This is a genomic window from Yaniella soli, from assembly GCF_054782375.1.
Map to the genome: position 1 here is coordinate 141352 of NZ_BAAGSP010000001.1, position 15187 is coordinate 156538.

Annotated in this window: 15 protein-coding genes and 1 tRNA gene; 15 read left to right on the plus strand and 1 reads right to left on the minus strand. The window is 55.5% G+C overall.

What is annotated here, in order from left to right:
* The first annotated feature begins 15 nt into the window (after positions 1 to 15).
* The 8 genes from ACYVJT_RS00720 to pyk all read left to right on the plus strand — a co-directional run bounded on the left by ACYVJT_RS00720 (position 16) and on the right by pyk (position 8173).
* Entirely contained in the window at positions 16 to 1587 is a 1572-nt protein-coding gene (locus ACYVJT_RS00720) for a chorismate-binding protein (RefSeq protein WP_343959043.1), read from the plus strand.
* Positions 1584 to 2198, plus strand: a complete 615-nt coding sequence (locus tag ACYVJT_RS00725) for a Trp biosynthesis-associated membrane protein (protein ID WP_343959041.1) — start codon at positions 1584 to 1586, stop codon at positions 2196 to 2198. The genes ACYVJT_RS00720 and ACYVJT_RS00725 overlap by 4 nt, the downstream gene beginning before the upstream one ends.
* 123 nt (positions 2199 to 2321) lie before the next feature.
* On the plus strand, positions 2322 to 2588 hold the full coding sequence (locus ACYVJT_RS00730; protein WP_343959039.1) for an HGxxPAAW family protein: 267 nt from the start codon (positions 2322 to 2324) through the stop codon (positions 2586 to 2588).
* Positions 2589 to 2591: 3 nt separating this feature from the next.
* The gene (gene trpC, locus ACYVJT_RS00735) at positions 2592 to 3416 is read left to right on the plus strand and encodes an indole-3-glycerol phosphate synthase TrpC (protein ID WP_343959037.1); all 825 of its coding nucleotides are present in this window, start codon (positions 2592 to 2594) and stop codon (positions 3414 to 3416) included.
* A 63-nt stretch (positions 3417 to 3479) separates the two neighbouring features.
* Positions 3480 to 4781 (plus strand): tryptophan synthase subunit beta, encoded by a 1302-nt coding sequence (gene trpB, locus ACYVJT_RS00740; RefSeq protein WP_343959035.1) that lies wholly within the window; start codon positions 3480 to 3482, stop codon positions 4779 to 4781.
* Positions 4782 to 4785: 4 nt separating this feature from the next.
* A complete protein-coding gene (gene trpA / locus ACYVJT_RS00745; protein ID WP_343959032.1) occupies positions 4786 to 5586 on the plus strand; it encodes a tryptophan synthase subunit alpha in 801 nt (266 codons plus the stop codon).
* Between the two features lie 26 nt (positions 5587 to 5612).
* The gene (lgt, locus tag ACYVJT_RS00750) at positions 5613 to 6605 is read left to right on the plus strand and encodes a prolipoprotein diacylglyceryl transferase (RefSeq protein WP_343959030.1); all 993 of its coding nucleotides are present in this window, start codon (positions 5613 to 5615) and stop codon (positions 6603 to 6605) included.
* 68 nt (positions 6606 to 6673) lie between these two features.
* Positions 6674 to 8173 (plus strand): pyruvate kinase, encoded by a 1500-nt coding sequence (gene pyk, locus ACYVJT_RS00755; RefSeq protein WP_343959028.1) that lies wholly within the window; start codon positions 6674 to 6676, stop codon positions 8171 to 8173.
* Between the two features lie 4 nt (positions 8174 to 8177).
* Here the strand turns inward: pyk and ACYVJT_RS00760 are convergent, their stop codons facing one another.
* Positions 8178 to 8777 carry an ANTAR domain-containing response regulator gene (locus tag ACYVJT_RS00760; RefSeq protein WP_343959026.1) on the minus strand — a complete coding sequence of 200 codons (600 nt, stop codon included), beginning with the start codon at positions 8775 to 8777 and terminating at the stop codon, positions 8178 to 8180.
* Between the two features lie 115 nt (positions 8778 to 8892).
* On the opposite strand from ACYVJT_RS00760, the gene ACYVJT_RS00765 reads away from it, so the two are divergent.
* The 7 genes from ACYVJT_RS00765 to ACYVJT_RS00795 all read left to right on the plus strand — a co-directional run bounded on the left by ACYVJT_RS00765 (position 8893) and on the right by ACYVJT_RS00795 (position 15182).
* Positions 8893 to 8974, plus strand: a tRNA-Leu gene (locus ACYVJT_RS00765).
* Between the two features lie 210 nt (positions 8975 to 9184).
* Positions 9185 to 12043: a DUF4040 family protein gene (locus ACYVJT_RS00770; RefSeq protein ID WP_343959024.1), complete on the plus strand. Its 2859-nt coding sequence runs from the start codon at positions 9185 to 9187 to the stop codon at positions 12041 to 12043.
* Positions 12040 to 12435: a sodium:proton antiporter gene (locus tag ACYVJT_RS00775; RefSeq protein WP_343959022.1), complete on the plus strand. Its 396-nt coding sequence runs from the start codon at positions 12040 to 12042 to the stop codon at positions 12433 to 12435. The genes ACYVJT_RS00770 and ACYVJT_RS00775 overlap by 4 nt, the downstream gene beginning before the upstream one ends.
* Entirely contained in the window at positions 12432 to 14081 is a 1650-nt protein-coding gene (locus tag ACYVJT_RS00780; RefSeq protein WP_343959020.1) for a monovalent cation/H+ antiporter subunit D family protein, read from the plus strand. Before ACYVJT_RS00775 ends, ACYVJT_RS00780 begins: the two co-directional genes overlap by 4 nt.
* Positions 14078 to 14485 carry a Na+/H+ antiporter subunit E gene (locus ACYVJT_RS00785; protein WP_343959018.1) on the plus strand — a complete coding sequence of 136 codons (408 nt, stop codon included), beginning with the start codon at positions 14078 to 14080 and terminating at the stop codon, positions 14483 to 14485. The genes ACYVJT_RS00780 and ACYVJT_RS00785 overlap by 4 nt, the downstream gene beginning before the upstream one ends.
* The gene (locus tag ACYVJT_RS00790) at positions 14482 to 14751 is read left to right on the plus strand and encodes an MrpF/PhaF family protein (protein ID WP_343959016.1); all 270 of its coding nucleotides are present in this window, start codon (positions 14482 to 14484) and stop codon (positions 14749 to 14751) included. Before ACYVJT_RS00785 ends, ACYVJT_RS00790 begins: the two co-directional genes overlap by 4 nt.
* Positions 14751 to 15182 carry a cation:proton antiporter gene (locus ACYVJT_RS00795; protein ID WP_343959014.1) on the plus strand — a complete coding sequence of 144 codons (432 nt, stop codon included), beginning with the start codon at positions 14751 to 14753 and terminating at the stop codon, positions 15180 to 15182. The genes ACYVJT_RS00790 and ACYVJT_RS00795 overlap by 1 nt, the downstream gene beginning before the upstream one ends.
* Positions 15183 to 15187: the final 5 nt, after the last annotated feature.

Genomic DNA, 15187 nt, shown 5'->3' on the forward strand with positions numbered 1-15187 from the left:
CGATGAAAGAACATAATGCGTGATATTGGTCCAGTATTTCCCACTCGGGAAACATTTCATGAACTAGCAACAGCCGACCACAAGGTCATCCCCGTGACCACCACGCTGCTGCCCGATGGTCTCACTCCGGTGGGGATCTATCGGCGTCTAGCAAATGATGCACCCGGCACCTTCCTCTTGGAATCGGCCGGGCAGGACGGCACTTGGTCGCGCTACTCGTTCATCGGAGCCGGTACTGCAGCTACCCTCACCGAACACAATGGCCAAGCCGTGTGGCAAGGAAATGTCCCCGAGGGAGTCCCAGCTACCGGCAACCCGTTAGAGGTCCTCGAAGCATCTCTAGCGTTTCTCGTCACCGATGCACGGGCTGATATCTCCGACACCCTGCCGCACTTAGTTTCAGGATTTGTCGGCTTTCTTGGCTGGGATACTGTCCGCGCATGGGTTGAACTTGGCGACGGTCCTCAGGATGACCTGAACCTGCCATCTATGGCTATGAACCTGGTGACCGATCTTGCGATTTATGATGCCTGGGATGGCACCGTCACCCTGGTCGCCAATGCCATTAACTTTGATGGTCAATCCACGGGTGTCGATGGTGCTTATGATCGTGCTGTGGCTCGGCTCGACGACATGACCCGGCGGCTTGCTGAACCAGTAGCCGATCCGGTGTCATATGCACCTGCAGGCTGGCTGAATCAAGACTTCTCACCCCAGATCGATCATTCGTGGCACGAGCAGGACTTTCTGGCGGCCGTGCGCAAAACTCAGCAATCGATTCGCGATGGTGAAGTCTCGCAATTGGTGATATCGCGACGCTTCACAACGCCGACTACGGCGACCGCTTTTGACACCTACCGCGTGCTGCGAGCCATCAATCCCAGTCCCTACATGTTCCTCTACACGTTCGAATACCCGGACCGTGAAGGGGTCTACCACCTGGTCGGTGCCTCACCTGAAACGTTGGTATCGGTCAAAGACAATCGGGTTTTGACCCACCCGATTGGTGGTTCGAAACCTAAAGATCCGTCACGCTCAGTTCGTTCAATCGGTGAAGAGCTCTTAGCTGACCCGAAAGAACGCGAAGAGCATATGCAACTCGTAGAGCTGGCGAAGTCAGAGATCTCCAGCGTCTGTGCGCCCGGCAGCGTCGAAGTGTCTGACTTCATGATCGTCCAACAGTTTTCACATATTCTGCACCTTGTCTCAACCGTCGAAGGGGATATCGCCGCCGACCAGAGTGCCCTCGACGTGCTGCGAGCAAACTTCCCGGCCGGCACACTCTCAGGATCACCGAAAAACCGGGCCCTCGAACTCTTAGACGAGTGGGAGCCACACGCACGGGGACCTTTTGGCGGCACCGTTGGGTACTTTGATCTCGCTGGCAACATGGACATGGCGATCACGATTCGCACCGCCGTATTCAAAGACCAGGTAGCCTATCTACAAGCAGGCGCTGGCATCGTGGCAGAATCCGTCCCCGAGTCTGAGGCCGAAGAAACACTTACCAAAGCCACCGCAGCGATCCGTGCCGTACTCGCTGCTCAAGAACTCCAAAATATCAAGGCTGAAAACAACACTCGATGACCACTCCGCAACCCACCGAAGCGCCCAAGCCGCCCAAGGGCTTAACTCGCAGTATGACCGTATTGATCATGTTGCTCGGCGGTACACTCGCGCTCATTGGTTCAACCCAAACCTGGGTTACTGCGACCGGTTTTGAGGCCGCCCATATTGCCAATATCCAGCTCTCGGGCCAAGAAGCCTCCCCGGTCATTACCGCCATGTCGTTGGTCACCATAGCTGCTGCTGCGGCACTGTCCATCACCCGAAAAGTAGGTCGCTGGATCGTCGGTGTTGTCGCGGTGCTTGGATCGTTTGCTATGGGCTGGGCAAGTATCAATGTGCTGATCAACCCTCTCACTGCCGCCTCGCAGAAGATTGCGGAAACCACCGGCACCACAGGCATGGCCGACGTTGCAGCAAACATTGAGGTCTCTGTATTCCCATGGCTCACCGTCATTGGGTCAGCCGTCGTGTTCCTTGGGGGAGTGCTGGCAGTGACCGTTGGTTCACGATGGCCCATTGGGAAAACCAAAAAGTACGATGTCGGGGCTCAAAAACCCGCCCAAAAAGATGGACCACTCGATGAGATCGACACCTGGGACGAATTATCTCGTGGCGAAGACCCGACGTAGAATCGCGTAGTAGTTCGTGTTCTAGACTGATCGCCCAGAATAAATGGCAGAATAGAGAACATATCATTGCTAGCAACTTGAAGCTGCCGGAAACGTTCTGGCTGATAGAAAGGCAACACGCTCATGGCTAACACCACTTACGAAATGGAAGTCGACGAATACGGTCGAATTCTCAACGACCCAACGCATAACGAATCGCCGAGCCACGGCAACTCGCCAGCTGCCTGGGCCCTCGTGTTATTCGTCTTGGTTGGTCTCATGGTCGCTGCCATCGGTTCGTTGGCCGCACTCTGGATCGTCATGTGGGTCGGTGTCGCCATCGCAGTGGTAGGCCTACCGGTGGGTTTCTTCATGCGCCTGGCAGGTAAAGGCTCTAACGGAGACTACTAAGTCATGATTCCAGCACATTCCTCAACCGGTACGGTCCTCGACAGCATTATTGAGGGCGTCATCGAAGACATGGGTGCCCGCAAAGCGACGACGTCACCGTCTCGAATGCAACAGCTGGCCGCTGAAGTGTCACCAGCCCGAGACGCACATGCTGCCCTGGTAGGCGGACGAGATAATCCAGCTGGCGTCGGCATCATTGCTGAAGTGAAGCGGGCGTCACCTTCAGTCGGGCCGCTTTCCAATATAGAATCTCCGGCAGAATTGGCTGCACAGTACGCCGCCGGAGGTGCGGCTGCGATTTCGGTGTTGACCGAACAGCGCCGCTTCAATGGGTCGTTAGCTGATTTTGATGCCGTCCGAGCACGAGTTGATGTCCCACTGCTGCGCAAAGACTTCACGGTAGACGAATACCAGATTTACGAAGCACGTGCTCACGACGCCGATATCGTACTGCTCATTGTTGCAGCCCTTGATGATGCCCAATTACGGGACTATCTGGCTTTGACTCACGAACTGGGCATGAACGCGCTCGTCGAAACCCATACTGTCGAGGAAATCGAACGAGCAGCCGCCGTTGAAGCACCGATCGTTGGTATCAATGTGCGCAACCTGAAAACGCTAGAAGTCGATACTTCGCACTACGGAACGCTCGCGGATCAACTACCGGATGCCGTCATCCGGGTTGCCGAATCGGGTGTCAAAGAAGCACAAGATGTTGCCATGTACGCTGCACAAGGTGCAGATGCAGTACTCGTTGGTGAAGCACTCGTTCGTCACGGTGAACCGTCCCAAGCGATCACCGACTTTCGTCAAGCTAGCCGCCCATAACACCAGACATCATGCTGCCCCGGAACAGAAGCCGGGGCGGTTGTCGTATTTGGAAAGACACATATGAGCACCCCAATGGATAGACCAGCGCCCGGTTCATACGAACACGAGGGTGACTTCCAACAACTGCCCGGCCCTTACTTCGGTCCATATGGTGGCCAATGGATGCCAGAATCGCTCATGGCTGCTTTAGGCGAAGTCGAAGAAACCTTCCGTGAGGCAATCGAAGACCCGGAGTTCGTCGACGAACTCAATGACCTGTATACCAATTACATCAACAGGCCATCACTGCTCACCGAAGCCACACGTTTTGCCAAGGACTACCCGGGTGTTCGCATCTTCCTCAAACGGGAAGATCTCAACCACACCGGGTCCCACAAAATTAATAACGTGATCGGTCAAGCACTGCTGGCAAAGCGCATGGGCAAAACCCGACTTATCGCAGAAACCGGAGCAGGCCAACACGGCGTGGCCACCGCCACGGCCGCAGCACTGTTCGGTATGGAATGCACCGTCTACATGGGAGAAGCAGACACCGAACGTCAAGCGCTCAACGTAGCCCGTATGGAACTGCTCGGTGCCGAAGTCAAAGCGGTCAACATCGGGGCACGTACCCTCAAAGATGCCATCAATGAAGCTCTACGCGACTGGGTGGCCTCCGTCGATACCACGCACTACCTGTTAGGGACGGTGACTGGACCGGCACCATTCCCAGAAATGGTGCGCTACTTTCATCAGGTCATCGGTGAAGAAGCCCGTCAACAATCCATCGACCAGGCCGGTAAGCTCCCAGATGCCGTTGTTGCCTGTGTTGGCGGCGGTTCCAACGCCATCGGTATCTTCCACGGCTTTCTCGACGATGCCGAAGTTGGTCTCTACGGTATGGAAGCCGGGGGAGCCGGACTCGATACCGGGAAACACGCCGCACCCATTGCGCTGGGTAGGGTCGGGGTACTGCACGGCGCACGCACCTACCTGATGCAGGACGAAGATGGCCAAACCATTGATTCACATTCAGTTTCTGCCGGACTGGACTATCCAGGTGTCGGGCCACAGCATGCGTTTCTGCATGACACTGCACGGGCGAGCTACCGTCCCGTCAGTGATGCCGACGCCATGAAGGCGTTCGAACAGCTCACACGCACCGAAGGTATTATGCCAGCCATTGAATCAGCACACGCTGTTGCAGGCGCACAGCAGCTGGCAGCAGAGTGGGTAGCCGAAGGCGTCGTGGATGCGCAGACCCCCGCTGAGAACCAGAAAGTCATCATCGTATCGCTGTCTGGTCGTGGCGATAAAGACGTCAGTACCGCCGCCACCTGGTTCGGTATGGTCCCCGAAGATCTCACCGAGCTAGGAGAATAACCGCATGACTGAACAGATTCGTTCCCTCACTTCCGACAAGATCGAACAGGCACGATCCGAGGGTCGCACCGCATTTATCGGGTACCTACCGGCCGGTTATCCGAGCATCGAAGACTCCATCGAAGCCGCCGTTGAACTTGGCAATAACGGAGCCGACATCATCGAGATCGGCTTGCCGTACTCAGATCCCGTCATGGACGGCGAAGTAATCCAACAAGCCACCAGCCAAGCCTTACAGAACGGTTTTCGCGTCGCCGACGTATTCCACATCGTCAATGAAGTCACCGCCCGGACTGACGCGGCGGTTGTCATCATGACCTACTGGAATCTGGTTGACCGCATGGGCGTCGACGAATTCTCACGCCGCTTCGCCGAATCCGGGGGAGCAGGGCTCGTCACCCCGGACCTGGTTCCAGAAGAAGCCAGTGAATGGTTCGAAGCCTCTGATAAATACGGTCTCGACCGAATCTTTTTGACCGCACCGTCCTCCTCGGAAGAGCGCGTGAAATTGACCGTCGATTCCTCCCGCGGGTTTGTCTACGCCGTGTCCGTCATGGGCGTCACAGGCGCTCGAGGTGAAGTCTCCAACGCCGCAGCACGGGTCGTCCAACGTGCGCACGACGCTGGCGCACCACGTGTCTGCGTCGGTTTAGGTATCTCAGAACCCGAACACGTTGCGGAAATCGGAACATATGCCGACGGTGCTATCGTAGGTACCGCACTCGTAGCAGCCCTCCGTGACGGCGGCCCACAGGCAGTAGGCGAGCTGACCCGTCACCTCGTTACCGGGGCACCCAAGAACTAACGCCAGAACACGAGGACAATCACCTTATGTACGATGCAGCCACCCTGATCGCGTCGATCCCACCGCCACCAACAGATGGTTTTGAGATCGGGCCCATCAAGATACACATCTACGCGTTGTGCATCATTCTCGGTGGTGTCCTGGCCTTCTGGTTGGGTGGGAAACGCTGGGCAGCCCGGGGTGGCAAATCAGAACAGATGTATGACGTCGGACTCTGGGCCGTCGTCTTCGGCATCATCGGCGCGCGCCTGTATCACGTGGTCACCGTGCCAGACCAGTACTTCGGCCCGAACTACGACGGGACCGGTGACCTCTCCAAAATCTTTGCCATCTGGGAAGGTGGCATCGCCATTTGGGGCGCCATCGGCGGTGGAGCGCTAGGCGTCTGGTTCGCGTGCCGGCGCTATGGACTCCGCATGCCAGCAATGGCCGACGCGATCGCCCCCGGTATTCTCTTAGCCCAAGCCGTAGGGCGTTGGGGGAACTACTTCAACCAGGAACTCTTCGGCGAACCCACCACGCTGCCGTGGGGTCTCGAAGTCGAAGCAGACCACTACAACTTCCCCGCAGACCTGCCCGCAGACACGCTGTTCCACCCAACATTCCTCTACGAATCGGTCTGGAACCTCCTGGGCGTTGCCGTCCTACTACTCATCGACCGACGCTTCAAACTGCGTAACGGCATGATGCTGTGGTCCTATATCGTCTGGTATACCCTGGGACGTATCCCCATCGAGTCCATCCGTATGGATGACGCACAAATCTGGAACATACTTGGGATCGAGGCCCGCACGAACACGTGGACCTCGGTGCTCATGTTCCTGATTGCCGTCGCACTGTTGATCTATTCGATTATCACGCGCCCCAAGACGGCGGAAGAGAAAGCAGAAGCCGATAAGATCTATCGGGAAGGACACGCAGCCACTGGTACGGCCGCGGCAGCGGATGATGACGAGGAGACTGCCGGGCACAACGAGAACTCAAACGATGACGACCAGACGAACAAACCGTCACCATGAGCTAAGTCATCCCGGACGTCAACGTCGAATCATTAACATTCAAAACGAGGAACCATAGACTGGTGAGCATGAGACACGCGAAGATTGTCGCAACCTTTGGCCCTGCTACTCAGGGATATAAAACTACTAGTGAGCTCCTCAAAGCCGGCGTCAACGTCGCTCGGCTCAACTTCAGTCACGGTGACCATGCCGTCCACACCAACACATTCAAAACGATCCGTCAGGCTGCTTCGGATCTAGATGAATCCGTGGCCGTGTTTGCAGACCTCCAGGGCCCCAAAATTCGTCTTGGCCGATTCGCCGACGGCCCCCATCTCCTAGAAGACGGCGACACCTTCACCATCACGACACGTGACATTGAAGGTACCCAAGATATCTGCTCGACCACATTCAAGGGACTGCCCGGCGACGTAGAAGTAGGCGACCAGCTACTCATCGACGACGGCAAAATCGCGCTGCAGGCCATTGAGGTCACAGACACGGATGTCGTGACCAACGTCGTCATCGGCGGCACAGTATCGAATAACAAGGGCATCAACCTCCCGGGTGTTGCTGTGAATATTCCTGCCCTGACCGAAAAAGACGAAGAAGACCTACGATTCGCGCTGAAACTCGGCGTCGACATGGTTGCGCTATCGTTTGTTCGCAGTGGCGCTGATATTGAACCGGTGCACAAGATCATGGAGGAAGAAGGTCGCCGCATCCCCGTGATCGCCAAACTCGAGAAACCACAGGCCGTCGACAACCTCCAAGAGATCATTGACGCCTTTGACGCCATCATGGTCGCCCGCGGTGACCTCGGGGTGGAACTACCCTTAGAGCAAGTGCCGGTGGTACAAAAGAACGCCATCGATCTTGCACGTCGCTGGGCTAAGCCTGTCATTGTTGCAACCCAAGTGCTCGAATCTATGATCGAAAGCCCACGCCCAACACGTGCTGAAGCTTCCGACTGTGCCAACGCTGTCCTTGATGGAGCCGACGCAGTCATGCTCTCTGGTGAGACGTCGGTAGGTAAATACCCCGTACGCACAGTGCAGACCATGTCGAGCATCATTGAATCCACTGAAGAGCACGGACTGGAACGGATGCCACCTTTGGGAACCCGCCCAGGTACCCGTGGGGGAGCGATCACGCGAGCTGCAGTCGATATTGCAGCAACATTACATATTCCATTCTTAGTGACGTTCACCCAGTCTGGCGACTCGGCCCGCCGACTTTCACGGCTGCGCGCTCCGCAGCCGATTTACGCGTTCACGCATTCATACACGACAAATAATATGTTGTGTCTGTCGTGGGGTGTCACACCGAATTTGGTGCCGTTCAAAGATTCGACGGACCAGATGACGGAGCAAATCGATCACGAACTCGTCAAAGCAGGACTGGCTGAGATCGATGACCTCGTGGTTATGGTTGCCGGCTCACCGCCGGGAGTACCAGGATCCACGAATATGCTCAAAGTCCACCGGATGGGCTCCACCACGGCTGAAATTGATCCCGCCTTGGCCGACTCCGCTGTAGCCCCACCGGCGCACCGCTGGGACAAAGTATCCGGCTGGTCACCGATGTAGTCACTTAGGAAGGGTTGCCCAACTGTTCAAGAACAGTCTGGGCAACATCTTTCATAGTTAAACGCCGATCCATCGACGTTTTCTGAATCCAACGAAACGCTTCGGGCTCAGTAATCTCCAACTTGTGCATCAACAAAGTTTTGGCCTGATCGACCATTTTCCGAGTTTCGAATCTGGTTGAAAGATCCGATACTTCGGCCTCCAGAGCAACCAGCTGCTCATAACGAGCCTTCGCCAGCTCGATAGCCGGGACCAAATCTGTTTCACTAAAAGGCTTCACGATATAGCTCATGGCGCCGGCTTGAGTGGCCTGATCGATTAAATCCCGTTGTGAAAATGCGGTCAGAATTACAACCGGTGCCAACGACTGCTCAGAAATCTGACGTGTCGCAGAAATTCCATCCATGACCGGCATAGAAATATCCATCAGCACTACATCTGGTGCGAGCTCGTGCACCATCTCAACAGCACGCTGACCATTATCAGCTACTCCTACAACCTCATAACCTTGTGCTGTGAGCGTTTCTACGATATCCAAACGGATAATCGTTTCATCCTCTGCCACCACAATACGCATCGCTTGAGTGGTTTCGGGTGCAGTCATCGTGACCTCGCGTCGTCGTTGGAGTCGGTTGATTCAGTCTTTTATACTACGTCAGAACGAAGAAACCCTACGTTTGGTAATTCTTAAAACTCGTGTAAAATAGGTCAGGTGCCTAGCCCGAATGGCGGAATTGGTAGACGCGTTGCACTCAAAATGCAATATCGAAAGATGTGTGGGTTCGAGTCCCACTTCGGGTACTTCTCACCGCGATATCGTCGCGGTTTTTTGCGTTAAAACTCGCATGTCTGCACTTGTCACAAGTTTGAAACTGTAGCGTGTACTGTGTAAATATTGTGTGGTGCGCCAAAGGAACCGCGCACCAATTTCTTGCCATTTTAGCCGAACGATGTCGCGCAAGTAGGCAACCAAGTCAGTTGGTGTAGATACTTGCGAAGAGGTGAAGCACCGTGCTCCTAACGGCGGTTGTATTAACACTGCTCGCAGTGGTGCTCGCTGCTCCGCTTTCGCATTGGTTTGGGAGAAACGCCGGATGGTTACTATGGCTCCCCTTAGCGGCAGCAGCGTGGACGCTCATCCAGGCGTTCATCGGATCGGGTGGGGAAGTCGTTGAGTACTATCCTTGGATCCCAGATTTCTTCAACGTAGGGTTCCACCTGCGTCTCAACGGGTTGTCATTGGTCTTTGGTCTGCTGGTATTGATTATCGGCGCCGGAGTGCTGTTCTACTCAGCAAAGTACTTGGGTAAGACAAAGATCACGAGTTTTTACCTGTCGATGTCGTCGTTCGCTTTGGCCATGCTAATTCTCGTCTTGGCAAATGACCTCATGGTGCTGTATGTTGCGTGGGAAGCTACCACGCTGGCATCGTTCTTTCTGATTGCTCGTTCGGGCTCACATGCAAGGAAGCCTGCGGTTAGGACTCTGCTCGTCACGGTTCTTGGTGGTCTCGCACTGTTAGCTGCAGTGGCCGTGATGATCGCCTCGGCTGGAACAACGGTCGTGACTGAGGTGCTTGGATCGGACATCTGGGAAGACCCAACCATCGTCACCTGGCTGGTCATCACGGTGGTACTTGCCGCCTTTACTAAATCGGCGCAATTTCCGTTTCAATCTTGGCTGCCAGACTCTATGGTGGCGATCTCACCAGTTTCGGCGTACCTACACGCCGCTGCCATGGTCAAAGCCGGCATCTATCTACTATTGCTCTTCTCACCAGTCTTGGCCGGGAACACTTTATGGCTCGTGTTGTTGGTCGGTTCGGGGCTTATTACCGCGTTGATGGGTGCCGTTGCGGCGCTGCGTCGCTATGACCTCAAAGAACTCCTGGCCTATTCGACGATGTCCCAGCTTGGTTACCTCGTTGCGCTGATCGGTATCGGCACACCAGTTGCCATCACCGCGGCCATACTGCACACCATCGCACATGCCCTGTTCAAGTCCGCGCTCTTCCTTTCGATCGGTGTGATCGACCATGAAGCCGGGACTCGAGATATGCGCATGCTAACCGTGCGCAAGATGGCCATGCCCGCTACTACAACAGTGATCATCCTAGGCGCAGCCTCTATGGCAGGGCTCCCGCCGTTGCTGGGCTTTGTGTCGAAGGAGTCGCTGTTCGCAGCATTTCTGGAGGCACCGCTTCCGGGCATACTACCGTGGGTACTGACCGGTATAGCCGTGCTGACCGCCGTTGCCACGTTTGCCTACTCTGGGCGCTTCGTGCTCGGCGCGATGGGAAAATATCGCTCGCCACAAAACTGGATCAATACCCCGCGTGGTAGTGGCGCGAACCTGCAAGCAGTCCATGAAGCACCGATAAGCTTTTGGGGCTATCCGGCGGTTAACGCGTCTTTGTCTTTGGTTCTTGGGGTCGTTCCGTTTGTCTTGTCGGGTCTTGTCTCTGCCGCTGCAACCGCAGCCATTGGCACGCAGCACAATGTCGAGCTGGCGTTGTGGCACGGTATTAATCCGGCACTTATGCTGTCACTGATCGTCATCATTATTGGGTCGATTGCTGTCTGGAGTCTACCTCGCCTTGAAGCATTCCTGGTGCCCCGGCCGTTGTCCTTTTCCGGCCTCGGCGCCGTCGAAAAACTCCGTCAGGCCACGATCGACGGCGGAGCCGTTGTCAGCTCGTGGACCTCCGGGCTCAACCCCGGCCGCCACCTCGTAGTCCCCTCCGCGCTGTTAGTGGTCCTGGCCCTGGTCGGTTGGATGACGATTGATGATCTCCCCGCTCAACGAGATAACCTCACCCGTTGGACGGATTGGCTGCTGGTTGCTGTTGTCGCGGTCGGTGTAATCACCACGATACGCGCGAGAACACGTGTGGCGGCCATCGTGGTAGTCGGCACTGTCGGTTTCTCGGTCACCCTGTGGTTCTTCGCGTTAGGGTCCGTGGACGTTGCCTTGACGCAGTTGATGGTCGAGATCTTGACCGTGGTCGTGATGGTGTTGTTGCTGCATCGTTTGCCCAAGACCTTCGGCCGTAAAGAACAGATCTCCAAGACTGCGATCATCGCCGCGATCGGGGCAGGTATTGCAGCGTTTGCAGGAGCATACGCCCTGACCGGACGTCGCGGTATGTCAGAACCTTCGCAGTACTTTACGGAGTATGGCACTGAGGTGACCGGTGGCAGCAACCTGGTCAACGTCATATTAGTTGAGTTCCGCGCACTGGATACGCTCGGTGAACTGACCGTACTCGGTGTTGCTGGTATTGCCATGGCAGCGTTGCTATCCTCCCGTCGTCCGAACGCGGTTCGAACGACGCCGGTACTTTCCACTTCGCCAATCTCCGATCCACACGACAACTCGGTCTATCTTCGCGCGTTCTCCAAAATTGCCCTGCCCGTGCTAATTGCCTTGAGTATCCTGCTGTTATTCCGTGGTCACAACGATCCTGGCGGAGGATTCGTCTCAGCACTGGTGGCTGGGGCTGCCTTCGCACTGCTCTACCTTGCGGCCCCAAATAACGAAACCGCACCCATACGGGTGCCTTATATGTTGCTCATCGGCGTTGGTATCGTCCTTGGTACGGCAATCGGGTTTATCGGATTCTTTGAAGGGTCCTTCTTTGCACCCCTTCAATGGGAAGTCTTCGGTTACACCATATACAGTTCACTCATATTCGACTTCGGGGTCTACTTCGCTGTTCTTGGAGTGATTCTCGGCGCCCTCAATATGCTCGGGACACAACGCGGATTAGAGGAAGTGATCGAGGTCATCGGCCCCGTCAACGAACGAAACACTACGGCTGCCAACGACGAAGCTAGCACCACAACGACACGCCGGGAGGCCACACTATGACACTGGCCATTACCGTCGGGTTGCTCACCGCCGGAGCTGTCTATCTGTTTACCAAACGAGAAATGTTGCGGGTCATTTTAGGCTTCATACTCCTCGGACATGCGGGCAACCTCATCCTGTTCTCTGCTGGTGGTTCAGATCGCCGGACCGCACCGTTCCACCCCTCAACGGATCCCTCCGCTATGGCTGACCCGTTACCTCAAGCTTTTGTTCTGACCGCGATTGTGATCGCGTTTTCTATCACGGTATTCATGCTTGTCTTAGCTGTAACGGGGGAGCGAAGCGACAAGACCGCTAAGAAAATTGAAGAGCTCGACGTAGCAGCGGAATCCGTCTCCGACGGGGTTCGGCGCACACCACGTCGGAGCCACAACAATCAGGAGAACACATGAGCCCCGACATCGTAGGAGCGGCCCTGCCGTTGTTTGTTGGCCTACCACTGATTGTTGCTGGAATTTTAGTCATGACAGGCCATCGTCTCCGCCTCCACGCAGTCATCAGCATCTCAACAATGCTCATCATGCTGCTCGGGGCTTTCGGGTTGGTTTACCACTTTTCGTCGACCGATGGTGGTGCGATCGCACACCAGGTTGGCAACTGGCCCGTTGGTGTCGCCATTCCATTTGTAGCAGACATGTTCACAGCCCTCATGCTGTCTGTAACGCTCCTGCTCACAGTTGTGAGCATGTGGTTTGCTCATGCGTCCCGGGCCGCAAATTCACAATATTTCGCACCACTCGTCCTGCTACTCAGTACCGGGGTCAATGGGGCGCTCCTGACCGCTGACTTATTCAACTTATTCGTATTTCTCGAAGTCATGCTGCTTCCCAGCTACGGGTTATATGTCCTAAGCGCCAACCGAAAACTGCCAGTACGCCGGATTCACGGTGCACGCTTATACGTCACGCTCAATCTTTTCACATCGACGCTCTACATGGTCGGTGTTGGCTTCCTCTACGGAACAGCAGGTTCCGTCAACATCGCCATCCTGGCAGAACAAGCACAACACGATAGTGCTGTTGCCATTGCTGGCGCCGTGACTATCTTTGCGCTGGCTATCAAAGCGTCAGTTGTACCGGTCCACGGGTGGCTGGCACGAGCATACCCGGGTACTTCACCGGCCATCACTGCACTATTCTCCGGTCTACATACCAAAGTGGCTATTTACGCTATCTATCGGATCTACGCGGTCGTTTACGGTGGTGACACCAGATTCCTCTGGATTGGAGTGGTGCTATTCAGTCTCACGATGCTGATTGGTGTATTCGGAGCCGTTGGTGAGAAAACCACGCGTACCATTCTGGCTTTCCACATGGTTTCGCAGATCGGCTATATCCTGCTGGGTGTCGCACTCTTTACCGAACTCGGCCTGACTGCTGGCATCTTCTATCTGCTGCACCACATGATCGTCAAGGCCTCCCTGTTCATGTCCACCGGTGCGGTCGAGGTCCGCTACGGCAGTGGCGTGATCGGCGCGCTCGGAGGTATATCACGTACCGAACCGGTTATTGGCGTAGCCTTTATGATCGCCGCACTCTCGCTGGCAGGTATTCCTCCATTCTCAGGATTCGTCGCGAAATTTATGCTCATTGTGGGCGCAGTTGAAGCCGGAGAAATCGCCGCCGTAGTGGTCATGTTGTTTGTCTCCCTGATCACGCTGCTCTCCATGCTCAAAATATGGACGGGGATGTTCTGGGAGAAAGGTTCCGGCAGCCAGGCCACAAAATCCGGTACCGTCATTACATCTCAGACGCGAGATCCGTATGCCCAAGAAGTGTCCTACACACCTGAACTCGCAACAGAAGCAACACGAGCCCAGGTCAGCACACTGTCCGGGACACAGACAATTATTGAAACCGACGAGTCAACGGTGCCAGCCCGTCGCATTAACTTCGCACTCGCTGCTCCAGCAGTGACACTTGCCATCATCACCGTAGTCTTGGGTATAGGAGGACAGTTCTTATTGTCCCTCTCCGGGATCGCTGCAGAAGGCTTATATGACACCACGGAATATGTTCAGGCGGTGATGAATCCGTGAAAACCCTCACATGGTTACCACGATGGATATGGTTGATCATCTGGTTCATCGGTCAACTCATCACATCCTCCTGGGCCGTCCTCAAAGACCTCGCCAGCCCCGGACTCGACGCCCATCCCGGTATCGCCCGAGTGCGCACCGACTGCCGTACCGACGCTGAAGTCACCATGCTGTCTGCACTGATCACCATCACTCCCGGCACACTGACCCTCGGCACTCAGATTGATGATGACGGAACCCGTTGGATCTACGTCCATTCACTCTACGATGCTGATCCAGCGAGCGTGGCCGACGGCTCCATCGACATGCAAAATCACATCTTGGCCGCAATGCGACGAAAAGGTTTTAGCAGCAAAGATCTTAATCAAACCGACCGACATGTTTCCAGGAGGGCCACACCATGACCGCCCTCAACTTCGGACTCGTTATCGGGCTTGGCATCCTTGCAATATGTATGATTGCGGTGGCTTTTCGGCTTATTACCGCACCGGTTGATGCTGATCGAGCAGTCTCGGGTGACCTACTCATGTTCGTATTTACCGGGATGTTGGCCATTATCGGCGTACTGCTCGCGGGCGATTTTTTCTTCGACATTATTTTGGTCGCCTCGGTAGTCGGATTCCTTTCTGCCGTCTCATTGGCTCGAGCACTCACGAGGGGGCGCCGCTAATGAATATCACCATGTTGCTCGACGTGATCGGGAACGTCTTCATCCTGATCGGCGTCGTTATCTTCGCCCTGGCCGCTCTCGGGCTGTTCAAATTCACCGATACCTACCAGCGGATTTCCTCCGTCGGAACTGCCGCGGGACTCGGTATCTCGTTGATCGTGATCGGCGCTTTCCTCTTGACGCCATCGTGGCCAAACCTCGTAAGGCTGGTCGTCATTTTGTTCCTTCAGCTGGCGACTTCGTCCGTCGGCACCATGGCCATCGCTAGATCTACCTACCTGACCGGCACCCCAATGCAGCCCGGCTACTTCGATCACCTCGCTGAGGATCAAAGCGAACCTGAAAATTTTGACGCATCCGATGACGAAGAGGACGTGGATGACGCCACTGTGGATAAAAGCTCCGATGAAGCCCCACGCTCGTTAGACTAGAGCTC